The organism is uncultured Phascolarctobacterium sp. (assembly GCF_937920985.1).
GTDB lineage: Bacteria > Bacillota > Negativicutes > Acidaminococcales > Acidaminococcaceae > Phascolarctobacterium_A.
Window position 1 is genome coordinate 17693 of the sequence record NZ_CALDXR010000036.1, and the last position, 20216, is coordinate 37908.

Genomic DNA, 20216 nt, shown 5'->3' on the forward strand with positions numbered 1-20216 from the left:
AGTATAAGTTACACCGCCTTAAATTCGTTTGACTCTTTGTTATTTTCTGAAAAAATCGCTGAAAAATATAACTCCCTGCGATTTTGTAAGCAATCACAGGGAGTACCGATACCTTTTATCATCTGCAAGTAAGAATTTTCCAGTAACTGTTTCACAAGCGTAATTATACTACTAATTAATGCATTTGTCCAGCGCTTTCTAAAAGAATTTTTAATATTTTCTTACTTATCATTAATATGCATTCTATTTTTTCTTTATTTCTATTGAGAATATTAAGTATTCCTTGTAGTTATATATTTAGCTCAATCACACTGCTCATTCAGGCGTGCGCAAAGCAGTGTCAAGCCACCCAAGGTCCAAAACAGTAATCCCATTTGGGTATTAAAGTAAACGTGGTCTGTCAATCCGCCAATAATAATGCCTACTGTTGCCAGCACATAACCGCGTCCCATAGCCTTCAGGCACAAGCTGCGTCCATGATAGGCCAGTTTCCAGCCTGCAGGCAGAAAAATGCCGAACCAGATAACAAGAAACATCAATAGGCCATGTGCTCCCAGCTCTGCCCAGATATTCAGGAAAATATTGTGGCAGTGGTACATGATGACGTTCTTATCTGCCAGATAAAAATTGTACGTGGGGTAAACAAAGCGATAGCCGTACCAGCCTACACCAAGAGGAAATTCCTCAATAATCCACTTGGTGCTCTTTAAATAGGCCATACGCAAAGCAATAGAGGTGTCACCACCATAGCCGCCGCGGATAGATTCCAGACGCTGCAGCACCGCCTGCCCGCCAAGTGCCAGCGCAGCAGCGCCGCCGCCCAATATAGGAATAAAAGCCTTACGGCAGAAAAGCACGCAGAACGCCAGCAGCATCACAGCGCAGGCTACCCAGTTACCGCGTGAATATGTATAAAGCAGGCAGACTGCTGCCAAAAGTCCCGTTGCCAGAAAGGCCAGACGCCATTTTTTATACGCCTTAGTCTGGTTGAAAAAGGCTGTGCTGTAAGCCACCACCAGCACAAGATAGCCTGCCAGGATATTGGGATTGACCAGCGTAGAGAAAACGCGCACCTTCAAATCAGGGAACTGCGCCGGGTCCACCCAGATACCTTCAGCCGTAACGCCGAAAATCTTCTGCGCGATACCGATGGCACTCACCAGCAGCGATACGATTAAAAAGGCGCCCATGAGCTGCAGCGGACGCGGCAGCATGCCGAAGCGCTGCCACGCAAGTGCCAGCCTTTGCTTAGTGTCGGCATTTTTCCAGGCCTCGCTTTGCGACAGCGGCTCAATAGCGCAAGCAGTCAGACCTGCCCTGTCCTGCTCACTGCTGCGACCGTAGCGCAGCAGAACAAAAAACAGCGCCGCATACTGGCCTACAACATATACCAGATTCCAGAAGGACAAAAATCTGTCCAAGGAAAAATATACCGAAACAACCGCAATCAGCAAAAGAAGATAAAACGCTCCCTGCTGCCACGGCTTCAGCACATTCTCCTGCTGCGGACGTCCCTTAACATGCGACACAAGCACAGCACTGATAAAGGTCATTGCTACGCAGAAGGATGTGAACTCCTGCTCCAGCGGAATAACTGCCACAGTAAACAGCAGCATATACCATATTTTATTTTCGAGATAATTTGCCAGTTTTGTCATGATGCACCCTAACAAAAAATTCTATTTTCTAAACGAGCAATTAATATATCGCAGCACGATATTTAATTGCGACGCAGATACTCCCCCTTCCGCCTCGCTACGCTCGGCACCTTCCCCGAGGGGCAGGCAAGAAGGTTAGCAAACAGCCTAAACGAGCAATTAATATATCGTGTAAGGAATAGCAATTTTAGTAAATGAGTGTCCGGAACCATAGAAGCAAGGGTACGTAACTTTCTCTTACCGTCTGACAAATTTTACCGAAGCTTCGTCCTGGTTCCACATGAAATTTGCGTTGTGCCCTAAGGCACGGGAAAATTGCTTCTGACTGAAACGATATTTAATTGCGACGCAGATACTCGTTACCGAAGTCAATAAACCTCAATATCGTCTTCAGTTCATCCCACGCTTATCCGCCAGCAGCATCTTCTTAAACTCGCCCACCAGATACAGGCTGCCGCAAACGCACACAACACCGTCAGCGCCTGCATTGCGGATAGCAGCATCATACGCCGTAGCAAGATCCGCCTCCGCCACAGCATTGCTGCCCACCAGCTTCGCCAAATCCGCAGCCTCCGCAGCACGCGCACCCTCATCGGCACGCACGGTATAAACAACATCGTCCTGCTTAATCAGCGTTTTGATAACACCGCTCATATCCTTGTCACCCATCATGCCAAAGACAAACTGCACCTGCTTGCCGGGATAGTACTTATCCAAAGCATTACGCAGAGCCTTGGCCCCGTCAGGATTATGCGCACCATCCAGAATAATATCCGGATTCTTATGAATACGCTCCAAGCGTCCCGGCCAAATGGTGTTGGCCACGCCCACATGCAGCGCCAGCTCATTAATGCGGTCATCCTGCTTGCTGACCAGCTTGGCAGCAACAATCGCTACGCTGGTATTCTTAATCTGGTGCTCGCCCGGCAGCTTGATTTCGTAATCAGAATGATAGAAATCACCTGCATGCAGCGTAAAGGTCTGGCCCTCCATCGAGCTTGTTACCTCCGTGCCATGAAAAGCCTTGCCGTAAAGATAAACCGGCGCTTCCTTAAACATAGCCAGGCTTACAATAGGACCAAGCGCTTCATTGCCCTCGGCTGCAGTAACCAGAGGCACCTTTTCCTTGATAATACCGGCCTTCTGCATAGCAATGCGCTCCAGCGTTTTGCCGCAGCGGTCAGTATGGTCCAGCGCAACATTGGTAATAACGCTGACCACCGGTGTGATTACGTTGGTGGAATCCCACAGGCCGCCCATGCCTACCTCAATAACAGCGTAATCCACCTTCTGCAGGTAAAAATACAAAAACGCTGCAGCCGTCAGAATCTCAAACTGCGTCGGCTGCTCGCACACGCCCTTTTTGACAACGCTGTCGGCAGCAGCCTTTACCGCAGTAATCACCGTAGCAAAATCCTCGTCGCTGATATCCTTGCCGTTGAGGTTAATGCGCTCGTTATACTTCACCAGATGCGGGGAAGTAAACTTGCCCACCTTCAGGTTTGCTGCCAGCAGAATATTCGTAATCATGCTGGTAACAGAGCCCTTGCCGTTAGTACCGGTTACATGCACTGTTTTAATCTTTTGCTCCGGGTTTCCCAGCTCACGCAAAAGTCCTTCAATACGCTCCATACCGAGCTTAATGCCAAATTTGCCCAGGCTGTCTAAATATGCCAGGCTTTCTGTATAATTCATTGTGCTTACGCCTCCATTAATAATTAGCTAACAGTTTATTATAACATAGTTTTGCGCACTGCGTCTTGCGAAAAGCATAAAAATAGCCGCTGCGTCACAAGAACGAGCGACTATTTTGCTAAGCGAAATACTTACATATTATATATAGCAGCTTTTAGCTGCCCACGCAGGCCTACTGCTGCAAGGGATCCTCGCCATATTGGTTCGGTCCTTCGGTTCCTTTAAAGAACAACATATAAAGAGCAAAGAAAATATTCACAAGCGGTACAAGCATAAGCAGCATCCACCAGCCGCTCAAATCCAAATCATGCAAGCGACGTACATCCATCATAATATTAGAAACGAAGCTAAATAAGCTGAATCCGAAAGCGACAACTGCAAACAAAAGCTCAAGCGCATCTATGGTATTAGTCGCAAATGTCAAAACACCCTGCACAACACAAAGCACTAATGACAGGAATAAGCTTCTGTAAATATAAGACTTACGGTTCAAGCGACCTTTAGACGTAAAGAACAGCTCCTTGAAAACTGCCTCCTTATCCGCACTGCTGTCCTTGAACAGCAGGTTCAAGCCCTCGCCAAGGTTCAAAAACTTCTTGCCTGCTTTGGGTGCTGACTGAGCGCTATACGCATCGGTGTCAGCTGCACCGGCAGCATTGGTATGCTTAAATTCATCAGGATCAGGATTAACCTTAGGATTGCCATCAGCATTAGCGTCAGTATTTACGTTTGCTTGAGCATCAGCAGCACCAAAACCTTCTTGCTCAGGACTGTCATTAATACTCTTTTTATAGCTTATATCAGCACTGCTGGCAGCACCGGCTGCAACACCGGCAACAGCAGCAGCTCCAGCCTGCTGATTTTGCTCCTGCTCCACCTTCTGGCCGCAGTTCACGCAAAACTTAGCGCCAGGATTCAACTCACTCCCGCAATTAGTACAAAATTTAGCCATCTTTACCGCCTCCCTTTGCTTTTATTGTACCGCAATCAGCACTGTAATTCAAGAAAATGCGCCTTAGGCAACAAAATAAAAAGCGTACCGCACCTGCACTCCTCCAAAACCGTACAAAACTGTACAAACCGTACAAAGCCCCATGCTGTAAGGCTTTGCGCCTGTACGGTTTTCTTTTTGGTGTACAGTTTTATTCCTCTTCCTGCAATTCTTCCAGCTGCTTATACGTGGCCATTAAGTGCTTTTCTAAGCTGGCATCATTATAATGATAACGCCACTCGTCATATTCCTTACGGGTTATTTCGCCCTGCTCCAGCGCCGTCTGCATATCCAGCCATTCCTGCAGCACATAATCATCAAATGTCTTCTGCGGTCCTGCTGTTGCTGTGCCAATCACCACTGCAAAACGACCATCCACCTTGACAAGCTTCCAGCCTGCATAATCCTCCAGAGCAAAAAAGGTCTGCATCAGGCCGGCACGGTTATGAATATCAGGAATCCTGAACACTGCAGGATCTACGCCAAAAATCTCACCCAGCTTTTCCAGCGTTGCCTCCTTCGGCTTCCTGTTGCCGTGCTCATACTGGTTGACGCGCACCTCCGCTGTGGATTCCGAAAATCCCAGCAGCAGTCCCAGCTGCTTCTGCGTCAAATTATGCTTTTGACGAAAATAGCTTATGCGTCTGCTTACTGCCATAGCAAACACCTCCAACTAAAACAAATTCTGTTATCTTTAGTATAGTAGCAGATAATTCTGTTGGCAAGCTCGCCTATTATTTTCAGAACATTTCTGCTACTTTCCTTGACTTAACGTAATATGTTTATTATAATAGGATTGTCTACTAAACGCTTTTTGCTTTAGTAAGCAGAATATTTTGAAAGGAGTCCTTCTATGACAACAATTGACAACGTATTTCAACCGAAGCAAACCTTTACAACTGCACCGGAGCTACAGACGCTTTCCATGCCGGAGCTTTATGACACGGAGTTTCCCATGCTCCAGCCTATTATCCAGGATCTGCTCTATCCGGGGCTGTATATTCTGGCTGGTGCACCGAAGATAGGCAAATCGTTTCTGATGGCGCAGCTTGCCTACCACGTTGCCCGCGGTGAGCAGCTGTGGAACTACCCCGTACAACAAAGCGGTGTGTTGTATCTGGCATTGGAGGATAAGTTTTACCGCCTGCAGCAGCGCCTTGTGCGCATGTTTGATATGGAGGTCACAGATAATCTGCATATGGCAGTAAGTGCTCAGGACGTTGATAACGGCTTGGAGGAGCAGCTGAACTCCTTTATGCAAAAGTATCCTGATGTGCGCCTGATAATCATTGACACCTTGCAGAAAATACGCAGCGCTCAGGACGAAAAATGTAATTACGCCCGCGATTACAGCAGTGCAGCTAAGCTGAAGGAATTTGCTGATAAGCATAATATTTGCCTTCTGCTGGTACATCATACGCGCAAGCAGCAGTCTGAAGACTCCTTTGAGATGATTTCCGGCTCCAACGGTCTTTTGGGTGCGGCGGACGGTGCTATGGTGCTGCGCAAAAGTCAGCGCGGTGACAATAAGGCTTCCCTGGAGATTGTCGGCCGCGACCTTGTGGACCAGCTGCTTACGCTGAGCTTTTCGCAGGCACACTGCCTCTGGAAGCTGGAACGGGCTGCTGCAAGCCGCTTTCTGCAGCCACCGGATGAGGTTTTGGAAGCAATCAGCGCCTTTGTGCAGCAATGCAACGGCCATTGGCATGGCACAGCGCAGGGACTGCTGGACGCTATGCATTACAATAAAATTTCCAACAATAGTCTGGGACGCAGAATTAACGCCAAAAAGCAACAGCTTTTAGATTCCTATAATATCGTATCCAACCGTCACCGCCGAGATATCGACCTGCGCTATCTGCCGCCGCAGGCGCAAGCTGCGTAAATAAAAATGCTACTTGTTTTCATATTCACCTATAATAACGATTGTAGCAGCAGCTGATAGATTTCCCTACTCCTAAAAAGTGTGCAAATGCACAGAATTCAGGAGTACAGTTATAGCTAAGTCATTTCACTACCGTACACATATAAAAAAACCGTACAGCCCCAAAGCCGCATGTGGCAAGGGATTGTACGGTTTGTACGCTTTTGTACGCTTTTCAGGGAGCACTGCATTAAGCTTAAGCAGTTCTCTTTTCTGCCAGACGGCGCACCTCTTCCACCGTAAGCTTGCTGTGCTTAGCAGCAAAATCAATACTCATACCATCTGCCAACAAGCTCAATGCAACCTCTACACTTTTCTTATGCACTGTCTCTTTAGCTGCTTGCTTAGCTGCTTGTTCAGCTACATTCTGTGCATATAATTCAATGATATCTGTCATTTTTTCTTCGCCCTCCTTGCTACATTTTAAAAACTCCATACGCTCGGCAAATTCTTTATAATGCAGCTTTGCCGGTTCCGTACAATATAAATCCTGCATCAGCCTCCCCAACGCAGTATTGTCACGACAATTACTGTTTACATAAACAATATACGATCCATCAGAGAAATCTGAACTCTCCTCTTTAATTACGCGCTCTACGCTGTAAAGCGGAAGTCCTTTCTTAAATACATCATTTTCAGTAATAAAAATGATATAGCTGTCAGGAAGCTCATTGTAATCCCTATTGGCTTGCAAAAATTGCGTGTCTAACACACTGCTGTAAAATCTTGCTCTTCTCACAGATGCGCCTTCATCGCTTCGCTGCACTTCCACATTAAAATATCTGCCAAATCCATCCTCTGCCAAAATATCCAGCTGTGCGGAATGTCCGTAAATATTTTGAATAAATCTTTGTATCCTTACATTTTTCACTTTGATTTTATCATCTTTCAAAATAACGCGCAACATTATTTGCGCTGCCGACACATTCTCATCCAGCATAAGATTCATAAATTTATTATTCATCATACTTAGTCCTTCTATTACCTGTCTGATAAGCTTATAATCTGTCTGCATCTCAACAACTCCTTTGTAATTATCTGATTATTCTTATTTTTAATAGTATACCATTCAGCCCAATAGAAGTCAACATAATTTTCTGACTATTTTATTGCTATAAAAAAATGAGCCTATTTTTAGGTGTCGACTACAATTTCATGAGGATATTTTAAAATTCGCCAGCTCAATACCGTACACATGCAAAAAACCGTACAGCCCCAAAGCCGCATGCGGCAAGGGATTGTACGGTTTGTACGCTTTTGTACGGTTTTCAGGGAGCACGGCTTGCAAAACAAAAAGCGTACAACACGAAACCTTCACAGCTTGTTCGTTGTACGCTCTTCATTCTTGTGGTAAAATATTTTTATGGTGCTTCCATAACGGTAGGCGGTTGCCCTCTGACGTGATCAATTCAGTTTCACTGAAAATCCCGCAAGAGGGAGGTGTTACTGATGGATATACTCGAAGTTATTGCTTTAATAAGCTTATGCATAGCCTGCATTAAACTAGGTATGGAAATCAATAAAAACACAAAAAAATAGCCGCCCAGCTCGACCAAAAGCAGCGACTATTTTTTAGTTAAATTCTTTTGAGGGCAACCGTCTATCGGCGGCACCTTTTCTATATTTATAATAACACAGATAAGCGCTTTTGACAAGCAAACACAGCTTATTTCACAAATTTTGCACGGCTTTCGCCGTGCTTTTTTATTTTTCGGTCAACGCCTTGTGCAGCTTCATCAGCTCTGCTACGCAGGCTGCTTCGCTGTTAAGCCTGCCCCAGAAGCCATAAGCTTCCATGACTGCCTTGTCGTTGGCGCGGTGCGCCTTGCGCAGCTCCACCGGCATGGTCAGCTCATCGTACAAATCAGCCAAACTGCTTTCGGGGTACAGTGCCCGCTGATATGTGGCAAGGGGTTGTACGTTTTTGTCTTTTAAAACAGCTCCGGATACATACCATGAGCAAATTTTTTAATGCCTTCACCTGTTTTGATAGCACTGTTATACGTATAATTCAAGGATATACCATATACCCTGCCTTCACGGACAACCTTAAGTGATTGCAGGCCAGCATGCTGACGGAAAAAATCCGCTGCCTCCTCAGGATTACCGCCACTCTTCACAACAAAAAGCACGTCAGGATTCTCTTCGATAATAGTTTCCAAGCCTATCGTTCCTGAAGAAAAGCTGGGGACATCAGCGCCTAATTTAACGCAAATATCGCCTGCCAGCTTGGTCGAATCATAGGCAACTATGTTCTTTCCCAGCATTTCGATAATCATTACCTTCGGCTTTGGCAAAGACTGCGTTTTTTCTCTGACTACAGCAATATCCTGCTGCATATCGGCAACAATTTTCTTTGCTTCGTTTTCCTTGTCAAAAATTGTGCCCAAGCCCAAAATAAAATCGCATTCCTGCTCCAAGGTCTCCTTTTTATTATGCGAGGTAGGAGAATTGGCATTGGTGGAGACATAGGTATGAATACCACGCTTATTCCAAAAATCCGTGCTTTTGAGCGCCTTATCTGCATAAAGCACCTGGCCGGAAATAATCAAATCAGGCTGCATGGATAAAACGTTCTCCATATTCAGGACAACGTTGCGCTGAAACTTGATTTTGTTATATCCTGCAGCATACTGTGGTTCAGGTGTATAAAAGGGGTTGCCATAACGCACCGGACAGATAACATTCTGCTCCACGCCTAAGGCTACCAAGGTTTCATTAATCTGCTCACCGACAGCGATGACTCTTTGCGGCACCTTGTCATAATAAGAAACATTTTCCCCCAAGGCATTATAATTCTGCACTCTGACATTTTTTACAGCTCTTACGCCATAGGCAGATTGAGCGTGCCCAACGGGACGGTTAGCGTTAAACGCCTGCGTCTGCGTAAAAGATATGAATGCACAAATACCAAGTACTATAGCAAGAGAAACCAAGGTAAAGCGTTTATTCATAAGTAAACTTCCTCGGATGCCTGGTAGCACCGGAATGCGTTCCCCAGACAATTTCTATTCCCTGGTTATGGAAAATATCCACCAATCTCAAGGCTTCAGGGCAATACTCATTGTCATCGGTACGCGTCTTGCAGCAAATACCAACATGCACAACATCCGGCTTAATGCTAAGAATTCTTTCAATCTTTTCCTCTAAGCCGCTGCTATCGCCCAAGGTGATTTTGCGACAGCCATTGCAGGTCATAAACGCCACCAGTTGGATTTCCTCATCGCCATAACGAGCGAACTGCGCGCTACGTTCATTAAATGCCTGGAAGCAGGCCGCTCCGGTACAATTTTCTTCTGAGCGCAGGCAATGTAATATAACAATCTTTTTCAATTCAGTCCCTCCAGTGCTTTGGCAGATAGATAATGTTCATGCGTCCTGATTCTGCATCATAAGCTACTTTACTATGTACATTATACATATCATAAATGAACTCTTCTGTCAATAATTCCTGCGGTGTTCCTACACCTACTACCAGACCATTTCTGATAGCTATCAGTCTGTCGCAGTACATAGCAGCGATATTCAAATCATGAATGGCTGCCGCTACGGTAGCATTTAAGCTTTTTACGATATCCATTATTTCCAGCTGATATTTAATGTCCAGATGATTCGTCGGCTCATCCAAAACCAGGCATTCCGTCTGCTGGGCCAAAGCTCTGGCCAAAATAACACGCTGCTGCTCACCACCGCTCAGCGTAGAGAACATGCGCTTTTCAAAGCTTGCCATCCCCACTCTTGCCAAAGCGCTTCTGGCAATTTTAAAATCCTCCAGATTATCACGCTCCAGCATTTTTTTATGCGGTGAACGCCCCATAAGCACAACATCCAGAACCGAAAAATCAAAGCTATAAAAATTATGCTGGGCAACAACCGCCAGCTTTAAGGCCGATTCGCGATAAGAAAGATCGTCCAAATGCTGCCCGTCAAAATAAATATCACCGCCGGTAGGCTTCTGCACACGATAAACGCACTTCAAAAAAGTACTTTTGCCACTGCCGTTCGGCCCTATAATACCAAGAAATTCTTTGTTATGTAAGGAAAAATCAATTCCCTTCAGAATCTCCTTGTTACCCACAAACATTTTGACTGCTTCAGCTAATATTTCCACAATCAGTTACCTCCAAAGCCATAGGTGCGCTTTACCATCAGATAAACAAAGCAGGGAGCGCCAATCATCGCTACAAGAATACCAATCGGCAGCTCTGCTCCGGGAATCAGGATACGGCAAAGCGTGTCAGCTACAACTAGAAAAATTGCGCCGGCTAAAGCAGTCACCGGGATAAGCTTTTTATGATCTGTTCCCACCAGCATTCTGATAACATGCGGAACTATCAAACCAACAAAACCGACAGTGCCCGCAGCATAGACAACGAAGCCGACAATAATCGAACTGATTAAAAGATAAAACTGCCTGTAGATGTGTAAATCAGTACCCAAGGTCAGCGCCGATTCATCACCAAGAAGCATCAGGTTCAAAATGCGGCTCTGGCTCCAGAAGAACAGTACAGCAGCAACTACTATCGGCACAATAACTATCAGGTTATCCCACTTAGCTCCGGAAAAGCTGCCCATCATCCAATAGGCGATGGTCTGCATGCCCTCCTTGTTATTGGCAAAGTAAACAATGAAGCTTGAAAAAGCGCTGCACACAGCACTGAGCGCCATACCTGCCAGCAAAAGCTTTACCGAATTACTGCGTCCGCCCAGATTAGAAATAAACAATACCAGCAGTGAAATAGCAAACGCCCCGGCAAAAGCTGCCAGTCCAATAAAGTTTTCACCTAAGAATGCGCCTACACCCAAAAGGATAGCTGCCGTTGCGCCCAAGGAAGCACCGGAGGAAATACCTAAAATATAAGGGTCCGCCAAAGGGTTTTTAACAATGGCCTGCATAATGACACCGCTGCTTGCCAATCCTGCGCCTACTGCCGCAGCCAAAACAATTCGCGGCAGGCGCAGCTGCCAGACAATATCATGCACAGAGCCTTTAAGCGCACCATCAAGCGAAGTGCCGCTCTGCAGCTGGCTGATGACCGCCACATAAATCTGCTCCATGGGTATTTTCACCGTACCGACAGCAAGTGCCAAAAACATAACCGCTACTAAGACCAGCAGCAAAAAAACACTTACGTATATGCCTTCTATTTGTTTGAAAAAGTTAAGCATCTTAAAATTCCTTAATCTTATGAAGAGATACCAAAGTACGCTCATTAAAATTAATGAGCGTACCTGGTAATTTTTTTTGATGATGTATGAGATGTTTGAGTATATGAGCTGAATTTAATTAGATATCAAATTCAGCGGAGAGCATAAAGGTTCTCGGACCACCGGAGTGCAGCGTATTATCGCTAGGTGCCCAATACTTTTTATTAGTAACATTATAGCACATTGCTCTTAAGGTTACAGGAGTGCTGTTAAGAGAAGTTTTATAATTTACACCTGCATCCAGCGTGAAGTAGCTGGGAACGCCATATTTTTCATCAAGGACATAGGACGAACCAACATAGTTACCACGCATTAATACGGAGAAATCATCGGAAGCCTTATATTCTACGCCTAAATTTGCGCTCCATTCAGGTACGCCGTTCGGACGCTTGCCATTGGTCGCTGCACTGGTAGTTTTTTGTTTAGCATTAAGATGCATGAAACCGCCAATAAGGTTCCATTTTTCTGCTAAAGTACCGGTTGCGGTATATTCAAAACCTTTGTGTCTACGTTCACCATCAGCAAGCTTATATTTAAGAGCGCCTTTGAAAACATCAACATAATTTGCTTTTTTTATATCAAAGTAGCTTACCTTATGGAAGAAATCGCCGGTTTTAAACTTCACGCCAATTTCGTTTTGCTTAGTTTTATTAGGATCTAAAGTAGCACCTTGATTTTCATAGTCTTTACCATTAGGAACCATGTAGCCTTCAACAAACTCTTCGGTATGGCTTGCATAAACAGCTACACGCGGATCAAAGGTGTAGTTGATGCCATAGCTTGGGGATACGTCATAATAATCGCCGGTTTTTGTATTATGAGAGCCGTCTGGTTTGTAGGCATCCTTAGCAATAGACTTACCGTTCAAGCCAACCAGGATATTCAATTTATCATTACCGGTGGTAATAGAATCCATCACAGACCAACCGCTGATACGTGCATGTGTTCCATAGTAAGCATCGGATTGGGGAAATCTCGGCGGAGTAAAGCTGCCGGTATTAGGATGATAAATATTACCGTACCAATATTGTTCATACGGATTTGCCGGTTTACCTGGACGTGGCTTTACTGTATCTTTATATTCCTTAGAACCACCATAATAGTGCCACATTCTGTCTACAGCTGCTACCCATTCATGCTTCAAATCACCGGTTTTAAAATCACCTTTCAAGCCGATTTGAGCATAATCGCGTTTCTCAAGCAGAGAGTAGTTGTTAGAAGTCGCTTCAAATTTACCGGTTTCATCTAATAATGTTTTGTCAAAGCCGACGTAATAATACCAATCCTGTTTAAAATGACCAGCGTTCAGGAAAGCCTTTAAATGGTCATTGATTTTCTGCTCATGGTTCAAGGTCATAACGAGGTTAGTGTTTTTATCACGACGCCAGGTTGGATTTGTATTGATTTTTCCGTCAGGAGCGCTCGGTAAAGCATTGCCAACAAACGCACTGCTAACAGTTAAACCATACGGTCTGCCTTCACTGTCAGTATCGGTATAGCCAAACATAAAGTTAGTCTTGCTGTTTTCTGTTTCCTGATCCAGGTTGATATAAATATTTTTCTGCTTCAGGTTCCAGTTTTCAATGGAACGCTCGCCATTAGTATTGCTGGCATTAATACGCACGCCATAGCGTTTATCCTCGCCTAAGCGCGTGCCAAAATCTACATATTCCTCATGCGCACCTTTAGAATGATATTTAATGCCAACCTTACGTGTATCTTCATCCATTAAAGCCTTTTTGCTGTTAATGCTGATGGTACCACCGGAACGTTCATACATACCGGAACCATTGATACCAGTTGCCGGTCCTTCAATAACATCAACAGATTCAATGTAATTGCTGGATTGACGTGTCATAGCCTGCATACCGGGAATACCATTGATAACAAAGCCGCGTCCAGTATCAGCAAAGCCTCTGATGGTAACACAGTCTACTGCTGCATCATGGCTTTTAATAACAGAAGGAACAAGGCTCAGCGTTTTGCTTAAGCCCTCGGTAGAGGACAAGAAGGTTCCTACAGCCTTTTCAGAAATGGTAGTTGTGCTGATAGGGCTCTTCATTGCATCCTGCTCACCTAAAATACCAACATTAGATGTTGCACGGACAAATTCACCGGCAATGTAACGTTGACCGTGTACAACAATCTCGGCAAGATTGAATGACATTAAATCATCATCGTTTTTTTCTGCAGCAAAGGCATTACCGACAAAGCCTACGCTTGTCAATGCCATACAGATTGCAGCAGCTAAAGCTACCTGTCTTTTCTTCATAAAATATACTCACTCCTAATATAAAATGTATATTTCACATAAGGTATCCTTGTTTCCCTTACGCAATATATCAGCTTTCATACACAACAAAAACTCATTGCTCTTGGTATTCATTGCAAACACACTATGCGTGTGATATAATTAATTTGTTAAGTAATTTTTGCATATTAGCACCAAGTACTATTACATTATATCGTGATGCTTCGTATTTAGCAAATACAGATATTCTATACGCGTATTGATGATTTTAATATACACCACAGGAGGTAGGCTATGCTTTTGCGTCAAATGAAATATTTTCTGGCAGCAGTATATTGCAAAAGCTTCAATGAAGCAGCAAAGCAATGCTTTATCTCACAGCCTTCCTTCTCTCTACAGATAAAACAGCTTGAAAAAGAGCTTGGTGTAAAGCTCATCAACCGCAATAATTGTAATTTCAGTCTTACACCGGCAGGCGAAAAGTTTTACGAGCCTTGTAAACGCATAGTCGGAGACGTGCAAAATTTAATGCAAAACATGCAGCATTTTGCGGAAACCGACCAGGTACCGAGCTATATCATCGGCTGTAAAACAGGTTATAATGTCTGTCGCCTGCTTAATGTTATCAATATGCTCAACAAGAACAGTCAAACATATCATCTGGAATTATTGTACGGCGACCACGAACAGCTAATGACAATGCTTGCAAACAAAGAAATAGATATGTTGATCACAGAAGATCGTGAAGCTGATGATAACTTTCTTGCTGGAGAGCTTTTGGAAATCGCAGATCTATGCATTTGCGTACCGAAGCATTCTTTCCCACCTGAAATCCAAGCTCTTCATATCAGTGATTTATCAGAGCAGACATGCGTTATTATCGCCAACAGAGATTATGTTATGCAGGAGCAGGAATATTACGCAAAATGCCTGGGCTTTCAGGGCAACTTTTTCATAGCAAGAGATATTCCCACGGCGCTTACCAAAGTAATTGACGACAAGGTAAAATCCTTCCTGCCGGTAACGAACAATAATGACGCACCATTTTATTTCAGTAATTTTACCAGAACCTTGCCCTTATTAGCAGATAATGAGCCCGTAGAAATTTACTATAACATTTTTTGGCAAAAGAATAATCCCAACCGCAAGATAGCTGCTATCGCTCAGCATATAGCAAGCCTCATGCAGGACCATTAAACAAGCTTACAACGCACTGTCCGTAGTAAGCTTTTTTATTTAAGCTCCATACCGTACACATGCAAAAAACCGTACAGCCCCCAATCCTTGTGTGGCAAGGGGTTGTACGGTTTGTACGCTTTTGTACGGTTTTCAGGGAGCACTGCTTGCAAAACAAAAGCGTACAACACGAAACCTTCACAGCTTGTTCGTTGTACGCTCTCCATTCTTGTGGTAAAATATTCTTATGGTGCTTCCATAACGGTAGGCGGTTGCCCTCTGACGTGATAAATTCAGTTTCACTGAAAATCCCACAAGAGGGAGGTGTTACTGATGGATATACTCGATGTTATTGCTTTGCTGAGCTTATGCATTGCTTGCATTAAATTAGGTATGGAAATCAACAAGAACGCAAAAAAATAACCGCCCTGTCCTGAGAAAACAAGCGGTTACTTTTTGTAGCTAAAACTTTTCAATGGTTAACCGTCTATCGGCGGCACCTTTTCTATACTTATAATAACACAGATAAGCGCTTTTGACAAGCTACCCTAGCTTATTTCACAAATTCCGCACGGCTTTCGCCGTGCTTTTTCATTGTTCGCTTACCGCTTTTTACCAAAGCCTTTAATTTCTCTCCGGATGATAACCGGGCAATGCCGATGCATTCAGCCCTAAACCATACTTGCGCAGCGGTTCAATGTTGCTTGCCACAGCACGCTTATAGGTTTCATTTCTCGCACTGTCACTGGCCATATCCAACCAGCCCGCTTCAACATTATGGCCATAACGCTCCAGAGCAGTTATGCGGTGCTGAATTTCATCACCCAGCTCCTCATAACGGCACATATCCGGCTCTACCCAGCCAATGCCAGTCTCCTTGGCATGAGTACGCCATTTATCCATATTTTCATATTCCGCTACAAGGCGCGCATTCGTCATCACATAAATGTTGGTACGGTTATCAAACCAATCCGGGCGCTCCTCAAACGCATCAGGAGGCAGCGGGTCCAGCTCGCCATAAAAAGCAGTCGGCACGGAACCATCAACCTTAGTTCTGGTAATTTTAATGCCCTGCTTTGCCGCAGCTGCATCTGCACGCTCTTCTTTAGTCATGCCTTGTTCGCTCTTCTTTTTAGCAGCACTGCTATCCGTCTTTTTGCTACCGGAATGCATTGCACTGTCCACAGCCTTATTGGCAATCTTGTTGGCAATATTACCCAAGTTAAAACCAGCCTCTGCCTGCAGCGTAAAGCTCAGCAGCATTGCTACACTCGCACCTAAAGCTAATACCTTTTTCATGTCCACGCCTCCCTATATTTATTAACTTTATTATAACACACCCTTTCTGCAAAAAAAGAGAGCTACCGCAAATTTTACGGTAGCTCTCCCAAACTGTCTAAAATGTAACAAAAATCACTTCAGTCAGTCTTATAAGGTCTTCAGGTATTCCAGACGCTCGTTAATCGCAGCCTTCTTACCATTCAGCTCTTCAGCCTTAGCCTTTTCCTTTTCGATAACAGCCTCGGGTGCTTTAGCCAGGAAGCCGGCGTTGCCCAGCTTGCCTTCTACGCGGCTCAGCTCCTTGTCGATAGCAGCCAGCTCTTTGTTCAGGCGGGCATTTTCCTTCTCGACATCAATCAGGCCTGCCAGCGGCAGATAAACCTCAATACCTGCTACAACTGCAGCCATAGCATTTTCCGGTTTAGCAGCATTGTCAGCCAGCACAGTCAGCTCGCTGATAGCGCCCATCAGATGGATGTAATCAGCGTTAGCCTCAATGCCGTCCTTCAGGTCGGCAGCAGCCAGCATGGTTGCCGGAACCTTCTTTCCGGGCGGTACGTTAACCTCTGCACGCATGTTACGGATAGCCTTAATGCTTTCCATGATTGCGCCCATCAGACGTTCAGCCTCGTCATCCATCAGAGCTTCATCAGCCTCAGGCCACTTGGAAATCATAATGCTTTCTGCTTCATGCGGCAGGCATTGGTAAATTTCCTCGGTGATGAACGGCATGTACGGATGCAGCAGCTGCATAGCGCTGGTCAGTACGGTTGCCAGAACATGCTGTGCGGTTGCACGCTCCTCGGCGTTTTCTTTATTATACAGACGCGGTTTAGCCAGCTCGATGTACCAGTCGCAAACCTCGCCCCAGATGAAGTCGTAAATCATGCGGCCAGCTTCGCCCAGCTCGAACTTCTCCAGCATTTCGGTAACGCTCTTGGCGGTGTGCTGCAGACGGGACAGAATCCATTTATCTGCCAAGGTATACGGAGCCAGCTTAGCGTTAGCATCGTAGCCTTCCATGTTCATCAGAGCGAAACGGGAAGCGTTCCAGATCTTGTTGGCAAAGTTACGGGTTGCCTCAACACGCTCCCAGTAGAAACGCATATCGTTACCCGGGGTGTTGCCGGTAATCAGCATGAAGCGCAATGTATCAGCGCCGTATTGGTCAATAACCTCCAGCGGGTCGATGCCGTTGCCCAGAGATTTGGACATCTTGCGGCCCTGGCTGTCGCGAACCAGACCATGGATGAATACCTTGTCGAACGGAATCTCATGCATGAATTCCATACCCATAATCAGCATACGAGCAACCCAGAAGAAGATGATATCGTAACCGGTTACGAGTACGCTTGTCGGATAGAATTGCTTTAAGAGCGGAGTTTTATCCGGCCAGCCCATGGTAGAGAACGGCCACAGAGCGGAGCTGAACCAGGTGTCCAGTGCGTCCTCATCCTGATGGATATGTGCGCTGCCGCATTTCGGGCAAACAGTCAAATCGGTACGGCTGGCGCTCATTTCGCCGCAGTCATCGCAGTACCATACAGGAATGCGGTGGCCCCACCAAATCTGACGGGAAATACACCAGTCGCGGATGTTATCCATCCAGCCGGTATAGGTCTTGGTGAAGCGTTCCGGTACAAATTGGGTACGGCCGTCTTCAACGCAGTCCACAGCAGCCTTAACCAACGGCTCCATCTTAACGAACCATTGGGTGGAAACCTGAGATTCAACAGCATGACCGCAGCGTTGGCAGTGACCTACAGCATGGGAATGCTCTTCAACCTTAACCAGATAGCCGTCAGCCTTCAGGTCGGCAACAATCGCCTTACGGCATTCCTCACGAGTCATGCCTTCGTACTTGCCTGCTTCTTTAGTCATGATGCCATCCATGCCAATAACAACGATGCTCGGCAGGTTGTGGCGGATACCCATCTCATAGTCGTTAGGATCATGGGACGGAGTAATTTTTACAGCGCCGGTACCAAATTTGGTATCAACATAGCTGTCGGCGATAATAGGAATAATTCTGTCGGTAGTCGGCAGACGCAGGGTTTTGCCAACCAAGTCGCCATAACGCGGGTCCTCCGGATTAACTGCTACTGCAGTATCGCCGGGCAGAGTTTCCGGACGGGTGGTTGCAATCATCAGGCTGCGGCCCTCTTCTTCAACTACAGGGTAGTTGATGTACCAGAGATGGCCCGGATCGTCCTTATGCTCAACCTCGATATCGCTCAGTGCGGTGTTACAGTTTACGCACCAGTTGGTGATGCGGGTGCCTTTATAAATCAGGCCCTTTTCAAACAGAGTGCAGAAAACCTCGCGTACAGCCTTGGAGCAGCCCTCGTCCATGGTGAAGCGCTTACGCTCCCAGTCGCAGGAAACGCCCAGATGCTTCAGCTGGTTGATGATGCGGTCGCCATATTGCTCCTTCCATTCCCAAACGCGTTTCAGGAACTCTTCGCGGCCCAGGTCATAACGAGTCTTGCCTTCCTCTTTTTTGATAACCTCTTCAACCTTAATCTGAGTTGCCAGGCCTGCATGGTCGTAGCCAGGCATCCACAGGGTATTGTGGCCCATCATGCGGTGCCAGCGGATCAGGATATCCTGCAGGGTGTTATCCAGCGCATGGCCCATATGCAGCTGGCCGGTGATGTTCGGTGGGGGGATAACAATACTGAAAGCGTCCTTGCCTTCTTCTACTTCGGCATGAAAATAACGATGCTCTTCCCAGAATTTATACCATTTCTTCTCTACGGAAGCAGGATCATAAACCTTAGGGATATTATGCTCTTCACACATAAAAAAATTCCTCCTTAAAATAAACAAGCCCTGTCCTTTACGGACAGGGCGAATAATCGTGGTACCACCTATCTTCCTCATGCTTTTTGCACAAGGCACTCAATGCACGTAACGTGTGCGCACGTTTTTGCCTACTGCAATGTTCAGCAAAACAGCTCCCGAGCTACACTCACCTCACCGCCACACAGCTTGCACCAACCGCTGCTTCTCTTTTAGTGGCTTTACGGAGATAAGCCTCTCGTTCCTTGCCTGTAAATATTTTGCTATACTCTATATCTTAGCAAGGAACAGGTGGGATTGTCAAGAGGATTTTATGAATGCAACTTAATTATCATTGTAGCCAAACTCTTTTGAGCGCAATACTTTTTTCCACCATGCTTCACGTTTTAATATATAACTATCATCTACCTTAGAATTGAAATTTTCTAAAATAGTATATTGGAAATTCTTCTTTACGTAAGCAAATCCTTTAGCTGAATCATTGACAATCTCTATTAATTCCTTGTTTCCGCCATGTCCATTAGCAACATACGCAGACCATCTGCTCCACAGCATACCATTATCAGCTGTAGCAGAACCAACGTATAATTTGCCATTATTTCTATCTGTAATTAAATACACAGCTTTTTGGCTATTCAACGCGCCAAACCATCCGCCAGAATGCCTGTTGATAATATTGGCTAACTGTTCATAAGAAAGTCTAACATTATCATACCCAGGGAATTCATCACCTGTGTACTGCGAATTAAGTATCTCCACTACTTCCAATTCGTCCTTAACACTATCAAAATAACGTACTATCGTTCTACTACTTTTGTGATATTTTACTATTACACGTCCATAATATTTTTTATATGCTGCTATTTCTTCTGCTTCGTAACCAACTCCATTTTCTACATCCCATAAAATCTTTTTAATGCGTTTTACTGTCGTCAATAACCATAAATCTCCACCAAGACTAACGAAACAAATAGCTAACTTATCAATGTCTGGAAAATATCTTCTGCCATTGTACCACAAAAACCACCCATCATTAATTTCTTCCGGAGCTGCTTTATATCTTTCCAAAGGTTCTTCTTCACCATTGTACACATTAAATTTCATACGCACTGAATCTTCATTAATATGTAACAAGTCATTTAATAAAATTTTCTCCATAATGCACCTCTCAGAAATATAAAAGTACAAAATCTCAAACCACTTGAAGCAATAATATCACACAAAACTACC

General features: G+C 45.0%; 15 protein-coding genes, 1 pseudogene and 1 other annotated feature. Of the genes and pseudogenes, 2 read left to right on the forward strand and 14 right to left on the reverse strand.

Going from position 1 to position 20216, the window contains the following annotated elements:
* Positions 1-302 precede the first annotated feature (302 nt).
* From Q0612_RS06635 to Q0612_RS06650, 4 genes are all read right to left on the reverse strand, one after another.
* A complete protein-coding gene (locus tag Q0612_RS06635) occupies positions 303-1658 on the reverse strand; it encodes an O-antigen ligase (RefSeq protein WP_298882375.1) in 1356 nt (451 codons plus the stop codon).
* Between the two features lie 390 nt (positions 1659-2048).
* Positions 2049-3353 carry a folylpolyglutamate synthase/dihydrofolate synthase family protein gene (locus Q0612_RS06640; protein ID WP_298882378.1) on the reverse strand — a complete coding sequence of 435 codons (1305 nt, stop codon included), beginning with the start codon at positions 3351-3353 and terminating at the stop codon, positions 2049-2051.
* Positions 3354-3525: 172 nt separating this feature from the next.
* Positions 3526-4305 (reverse strand): DUF805 domain-containing protein, encoded by a 780-nt coding sequence (locus tag Q0612_RS06645; RefSeq protein WP_298882381.1) that lies wholly within the window; start codon positions 4303-4305, stop codon positions 3526-3528.
* A gap of 190 nt (positions 4306-4495) precedes the next feature.
* On the reverse strand, positions 4496-5002 hold the full coding sequence (locus Q0612_RS06650) for a helix-turn-helix domain-containing protein (RefSeq protein WP_298882383.1): 507 nt from the start codon (positions 5000-5002) through the stop codon (positions 4496-4498).
* A 195-nt stretch (positions 5003-5197) separates the two neighbouring features.
* Here Q0612_RS06650 and Q0612_RS06655 point away from each other — a divergent pair, with 195 nt between their 5' ends.
* Positions 5198-6229: an AAA family ATPase gene (locus Q0612_RS06655; RefSeq protein WP_298882385.1), complete on the forward strand. Its 1032-nt coding sequence runs from the start codon at positions 5198-5200 to the stop codon at positions 6227-6229.
* Positions 6230-6464: 235 nt separating this feature from the next.
* Here Q0612_RS06655 and Q0612_RS06660 read toward each other — a convergent pair whose 3' ends face one another.
* From Q0612_RS06660 to Q0612_RS06690, 7 genes and pseudogenes are all read right to left on the reverse strand, one after another.
* On the reverse strand, positions 6465-7235 hold the full coding sequence (locus Q0612_RS06660) for a PD-(D/E)XK nuclease family transposase (RefSeq protein ID WP_298882386.1): 771 nt from the start codon (positions 7233-7235) through the stop codon (positions 6465-6467).
* A gap of 737 nt (positions 7236-7972) precedes the next feature.
* Positions 7973-8164 (reverse strand): annotated as a pseudogene (locus Q0612_RS06665) (type IIL restriction-modification enzyme MmeI); the annotation flags it as partial.
* 35 nt (positions 8165-8199) lie between these two features.
* Positions 8200-9222 carry an ABC transporter substrate-binding protein gene (locus Q0612_RS06670; protein ID WP_298882388.1) on the reverse strand — a complete coding sequence of 341 codons (1023 nt, stop codon included), beginning with the start codon at positions 9220-9222 and terminating at the stop codon, positions 8200-8202.
* Complete coding sequence (locus Q0612_RS06675; protein WP_298882389.1) at positions 9215-9601, reverse strand: CGGC domain-containing protein; 387 nt, start codon at positions 9599-9601, stop codon at positions 9215-9217. The genes Q0612_RS06670 and Q0612_RS06675 overlap by 8 nt, the downstream gene beginning before the upstream one ends.
* A gap of 1 nt (position 9602) precedes the next feature.
* Complete coding sequence (locus Q0612_RS06680) at positions 9603-10379, reverse strand: ABC transporter ATP-binding protein (RefSeq protein ID WP_298882390.1); 777 nt, start codon at positions 10377-10379, stop codon at positions 9603-9605.
* 2 nt (positions 10380-10381) lie between these two features.
* Positions 10382-11437 carry a FecCD family ABC transporter permease gene (locus tag Q0612_RS06685; RefSeq protein ID WP_367181702.1) on the reverse strand — a complete coding sequence of 352 codons (1056 nt, stop codon included), beginning with the start codon at positions 11435-11437 and terminating at the stop codon, positions 10382-10384.
* A 118-nt stretch (positions 11438-11555) separates the two neighbouring features.
* Positions 11556-13748 (reverse strand): TonB-dependent siderophore receptor, encoded by a 2193-nt coding sequence (locus Q0612_RS06690; RefSeq protein WP_298882392.1) that lies wholly within the window; start codon positions 13746-13748, stop codon positions 11556-11558.
* A gap of 273 nt (positions 13749-14021) precedes the next feature.
* Between Q0612_RS06690 and Q0612_RS06695 the strand changes: the two genes are divergently transcribed.
* Positions 14022-14924: a LysR family transcriptional regulator gene (locus Q0612_RS06695; protein WP_298882394.1), complete on the forward strand. Its 903-nt coding sequence runs from the start codon at positions 14022-14024 to the stop codon at positions 14922-14924.
* A gap of 603 nt (positions 14925-15527) precedes the next feature.
* Here Q0612_RS06695 and Q0612_RS06700 read toward each other — a convergent pair.
* From Q0612_RS06700 to Q0612_RS06710, 3 genes are all read right to left on the reverse strand, one after another.
* A complete protein-coding gene (locus Q0612_RS06700) occupies positions 15528-16202 on the reverse strand; it encodes a hypothetical protein (RefSeq protein ID WP_298882396.1) in 675 nt (224 codons plus the stop codon).
* A gap of 129 nt (positions 16203-16331) precedes the next feature.
* Positions 16332-18986 carry a valine--tRNA ligase gene (locus Q0612_RS06705; protein WP_249747743.1) on the reverse strand — a complete coding sequence of 885 codons (2655 nt, stop codon included), beginning with the start codon at positions 18984-18986 and terminating at the stop codon, positions 16332-16334.
* A 41-nt stretch (positions 18987-19027) separates the two neighbouring features.
* Positions 19028-19241, reverse strand: a binding site (T-box leader).
* A gap of 69 nt (positions 19242-19310) precedes the next feature.
* The gene (locus Q0612_RS06710) at positions 19311-20144 is read right to left on the reverse strand and encodes a GIY-YIG nuclease family protein (RefSeq protein WP_298882403.1); all 834 of its coding nucleotides are present in this window, start codon (positions 20142-20144) and stop codon (positions 19311-19313) included.
* Between the last annotated feature and the right edge of the window lie 72 nt (positions 20145-20216).

What these genes read in the sequence shown, in the direction of transcription:
- Q0612_RS06635 (WP_298882375.1), bottom strand. Translation starts at nt 1,658, where the DNA reads ATGACAAAACTGGCAAATTATCTCGAAAATAAAATATGGTATATGCTG.
- Q0612_RS06640 (WP_298882378.1), bottom strand. Translation starts at nt 3,353, where the DNA reads ATGAATTATACAGAAAGCCTGGCATATTTAGACAGCCTGGGCAAATTT.
- Q0612_RS06645 (WP_298882381.1), bottom strand. Translation starts at nt 4,305, where the DNA reads ATGGCTAAATTTTGTACTAATTGCGGGAGTGAGTTGAATCCTGGCGCT.
- Q0612_RS06650 (WP_298882383.1), bottom strand. Translation starts at nt 5,002, where the DNA reads ATGGCAGTAAGCAGACGCATAAGCTATTTTCGTCAAAAGCATAATTTG.
- Q0612_RS06655 (WP_298882385.1), top strand. Translation starts at nt 5,198, where the DNA reads ATGACAACAATTGACAACGTATTTCAACCGAAGCAAACCTTTACAACT.
- Q0612_RS06660 (WP_298882386.1), bottom strand. Translation starts at nt 7,235, where the DNA reads ATGATGAATAATAAATTTATGAATCTTATGCTGGATGAGAATGTGTCG.
- Q0612_RS06670 (WP_298882388.1), bottom strand. Translation starts at nt 9,222, where the DNA reads ATGAATAAACGCTTTACCTTGGTTTCTCTTGCTATAGTACTTGGTATT.
- Q0612_RS06685 (WP_367181702.1), bottom strand. Translation starts at nt 11,437, where the DNA reads ATGCTTAACTTTTTCAAACAAATAGAAGGCATATACGTAAGTGTTTTT.
- Q0612_RS06690 (WP_298882392.1), bottom strand. Translation starts at nt 13,748, where the DNA reads ATGAAGAAAAGACAGGTAGCTTTAGCTGCTGCAATCTGTATGGCATTG.
- Q0612_RS06695 (WP_298882394.1), top strand. Translation starts at nt 14,022, where the DNA reads ATGCTTTTGCGTCAAATGAAATATTTTCTGGCAGCAGTATATTGCAAA.
- Q0612_RS06700 (WP_298882396.1), bottom strand. Translation starts at nt 16,202, where the DNA reads ATGAAAAAGGTATTAGCTTTAGGTGCGAGTGTAGCAATGCTGCTGAGC.
- Q0612_RS06705 (WP_249747743.1), bottom strand. Translation starts at nt 18,986, where the DNA reads ATGTGTGAAGAGCATAATATCCCTAAGGTTTATGATCCTGCTTCCGTA.
- Q0612_RS06710 (WP_298882403.1), bottom strand. Translation starts at nt 20,144, where the DNA reads ATGGAGAAAATTTTATTAAATGACTTGTTACATATTAATGAAGATTCA.